Consider the following 2,868-nt stretch of genomic DNA (forward strand, 5'->3'; position numbering starts at 1 on the left):
CTTTTCGCGCCTCTACTGATGCGTGGGCCGATTCTCGGCGGCCGGCACTTTGATCAATTCCTCTTCCGGCATCTGCAGCGCGGAAGCGATGCGCCGGAGCTTGGCGGGATCGGCGTCCTTGCCGTCCTCGATGTCGACGATCTCGCCCACGGCCAGGCCGCAGGTCAAAGACAGTTCCTCGATCGTATATCCCCTCGTTTCGCGAGCGGCCTTCAGCGGATTGAGGCCGGACGCGGCAATGATGTCGTTGGAAACGGCGTTCCGTGCGGTGTTGGGCATGGCAACTCCTTTGGATGAAACGGTCGGATGAAATGTGGCGTTGCCTGAGACTGGCGGGAGAATGCTCGTTAACAAATGATTTGCCAAGAGCTTAGGCCGTCACGCCATCGTGAAGCGGCATTCCGGCCGGTATCGCAGGCGTCCCACATGTAAGATCGCGCGGCGCCCAATCAAGTTCTTTTGAAGCTCCGCGACCGGTTTCGCCGGCATTTTCGACGCCTCGATTCGTTAGCTGGCCGTCACCGGCAGCCAAAACCCGGGCGACGGGCGTTTCACGGAAGGATCGAATGCCATGAATTTGAAATCATTCGCAATTGTGCTCGGCACAGTCTCAAGTGTCATCTGCGGGGAAGCGTGGGCGACGGATGCCGCACGTGTTCGAGGCACTGTCGTCGGTATAACCGGATCGACGCTGACGGTGAAGGACCGCGACGGCAAGACCGATGCGATCACACTTGCCGACGGCTGGAAGATTTCGGGTGTCGCCAAGGCATCGGCGGCCGACATCAAGCAGGGCGACTTTCTCGGCATCGCCTCGCTTTCCAAGGCCGATGGCGCCAGCGGGGCGCTGGAAGTCGTCATCTTTCCCGCGGCGCTGAAGGGCACGGGAGAAGGCGACCGCGACTGGGATCTGCAGCCCAACAGCCGCATGACAAACGGCACCGTGGCCGACGTCACCGAAATCCAGGGCCGCACGGTCACGCTTACCTATGACAACGGCCAGAAAAAACAGATCGCGATCCCCCAGACGACGCCGATCGTGACATTCGCCGCTGCCACGCCTTCGGATCTGACGCCGGGCGCCGCGGTCTTCGTCAACGCCAAGCGAGGTGGCGATGGCAAGCTCACCGCGAATCGGGTCGTGGTCGGGAATCACGGCATCGCGCCGCCCATGTGAAGCCGCGCAGGCCACCAAGCGACCTGGCAACCTTTCCAAACCCGAACAAGTCAGTGACCGTAACTTGCAATCCGACAGCGCCGCAGGAACGCCATCCGTTTCGCTTCGGGCATCGGGACAATCGCTCATATGCTGTCGTTAGGACGGATTTGCCACATGGCAACACGCAGGTGAGAGTTCTACTCGCGACTTCCTCTCTGCCCCGCATTTTTTGCATCGCATATGAACCTTTCCATTGGAGACAGCACTAACCGGTCATGGGCGCCGCGAAGGTGCTCCTCAACCCAACGGGACGCCAGAATGCCGATCCCAACAACCAATGGAAGGAAATGCTCAAATGACCAACTTCAAGCGTATCACCCTCGCCGCGGCTCTCGTCGTCTCGGCTTTCGGCTCGGTCTCGGCTCCGGCTTTCGCGGGCACGCATCCGACCGGCGACGGCGGCGCCGTCTGTAAGGGTTCGGGCTCCTGCCTGGTGCTGCAGCTCGATTGTAAGGGCACCTACACCGACGCCACCGACAAGAACGGCACCGTCTACGGCAAGTGCAGCCACGTCATGAAGGTCGACCCGAAGAGGCGGCTCAAGCTGGCGAACTGATCGCCTGCAGCCGACGGTATGGAAATGGCGGCGGTCGAGGACGGCCGCCGTTTCTGTTTCAGATTCCGTCGATTGATCAGCGGCGGCTGATAAGAAGGCCGGCAAGCAGTCCGACCACGACAAGTCCGACGGCGGCGGTCGTCGCCGGATGGTCGCGCGCCGTCCGCTCGAGCACCCTGCCCCTGCGCCTTATTGCCGGCAGCGCCTCGTGAAGGCGGTCGGCAACTTGCGAGTAATAGTCGGACGCCGCCTCGCGGCCATCCTCATAATAGGCGTCACCGCGGCTGGCCAAAACCTTCTTGAGGTCGTTCAATTGCCGCGAAAGCGCCGCGACCTGCTTGTCGATGTCGAGGTCGGAGAGGGTCGAAAACGATGCCATGCTGATTGTCCTTCTCTTCGAGAAGGCCTAACGCACGGACGACGGGCCAGTTCCGGCGGCCCGACCGCGCGGCATCACGTGGAATGATGCCTTCAACGAACCTGGTCGAGCAGGCGTTTGCATTCCAGCAAGTCGAACAGCGCCTCCTGCAGCAAGGCGCGATTGTCACGCGACAACTTTGAGGCGTCCGGTTGCACCGGACCTTCGTCGTCACTCTTGCCGAGACCGAAGAAACGGCGGCTGGGCTTCACCTTCGGCTGGCCGACGAGCGCATCCTCATCGCCGCGCGGCTGTGCGGCCGCCGTCAGCGGCACCTGCTCGGCTTGACGGCGCTGGGCGATCGCCTCCACCGCGGCCATGTCGCCATTGCCGATGGCGACCAGAAAATGGTTGCCGTTCTCGCGCAACAGCTTCTGCACGCCTTTGATCGTATAGCCCTGATCGTAGAGCATGTGCCGGATGCCCTTGATCAGCTCGACGTCCTGCGGCCGGTAATAGCGACGGCCGCCGCCGCGCTTCATGGGCTTGATCTGGGTGAAGCGCGTCTCCCAGAAACGCAGCACGTGCTGCGGCAGGTCGAGATCTTCCGCGACTTCGCTGATGGTTCGGAAAGCATCGGGGCTCTTGTCCATGGGCCAATCCTCCACACTGGACCACGATCCGGCGCATGATGCCGAATCGCCCCTTATTTCAGCGATTTATGAAGCGATATTC

The 2,868-nt window shown here is 61.8% G+C and carries 5 protein-coding genes; 2 read left to right on the forward strand and 3 right to left on the reverse strand.

Going from position 1 to position 2,868, the window contains the following annotated elements; all coding sequences use genetic code 11:
- Positions 1-12: 12 nt before the first annotated feature.
- Positions 13-279 carry a helix-turn-helix transcriptional regulator gene (locus EOA24_RS32885; protein ID WP_042640159.1) on the reverse strand — a complete coding sequence of 89 codons (267 nt, stop codon included), beginning with the start codon at positions 277-279 and terminating at the stop codon, positions 13-15.
- Between the two features lie 292 nt (positions 280-571).
- On the opposite strand from EOA24_RS32885, the gene EOA24_RS32890 reads away from it, so the two are divergent.
- Both EOA24_RS32890 and EOA24_RS32895 read left to right on the forward strand, forming a co-directional pair.
- Positions 572-1,177, forward strand: coding sequence for a hypothetical protein (locus EOA24_RS32890; RefSeq protein ID WP_189343146.1), 606 nt, complete (start codon positions 572-574; stop codon positions 1,175-1,177).
- A 337-nt stretch (positions 1,178-1,514) separates the two neighbouring features.
- Positions 1,515-1,775: a hypothetical protein gene (locus EOA24_RS32895; protein ID WP_126082923.1), complete on the forward strand. Its 261-nt coding sequence runs from the start codon at positions 1,515-1,517 to the stop codon at positions 1,773-1,775.
- Between the two features lie 76 nt (positions 1,776-1,851).
- On the opposite strand, the gene EOA24_RS32900 is transcribed toward EOA24_RS32895, so the two are convergent.
- Together EOA24_RS32900 and EOA24_RS32905 are read right to left on the reverse strand one after the other, a co-directional pair.
- Positions 1,852-2,154 carry a DUF883 family protein gene (locus EOA24_RS32900; protein WP_126082924.1) on the reverse strand — a complete coding sequence of 101 codons (303 nt, stop codon included), beginning with the start codon at positions 2,152-2,154 and terminating at the stop codon, positions 1,852-1,854.
- A gap of 92 nt (positions 2,155-2,246) precedes the next feature.
- Positions 2,247-2,786, reverse strand: a complete 540-nt coding sequence (locus tag EOA24_RS32905) for a MerR family transcriptional regulator (protein WP_042640150.1) — start codon at positions 2,784-2,786, stop codon at positions 2,247-2,249.
- Positions 2,787-2,868 lie beyond the last annotated feature (82 nt).

Source organism: Mesorhizobium sp. M2A.F.Ca.ET.039.01.1.1 (assembly GCF_003998035.1).
Classification (GTDB): Bacteria; Pseudomonadota; Alphaproteobacteria; order Rhizobiales; family Rhizobiaceae; genus Mesorhizobium.

Coding starts and splice junctions, on each gene's coding strand:
- EOA24_RS32890 (WP_189343146.1), top strand. CDS start 572: ATGAATTTGAAATCATTCGCAATTGTGCTCGGCACAGTCTCAAGTGTC.
- EOA24_RS32895 (WP_126082923.1), top strand. CDS start 1,515: ATGACCAACTTCAAGCGTATCACCCTCGCCGCGGCTCTCGTCGTCTCG.
- EOA24_RS32900 (WP_126082924.1), bottom strand. CDS start 2,154: ATGGCATCGTTTTCGACCCTCTCCGACCTCGACATCGACAAGCAGGTC.
- EOA24_RS32885 (WP_042640159.1), bottom strand. CDS start 279: ATGCCCAACACCGCACGGAACGCCGTTTCCAACGACATCATTGCCGCG.
- EOA24_RS32905 (WP_042640150.1), bottom strand. CDS start 2,786: ATGGACAAGAGCCCCGATGCTTTCCGAACCATCAGCGAAGTCGCGGAA.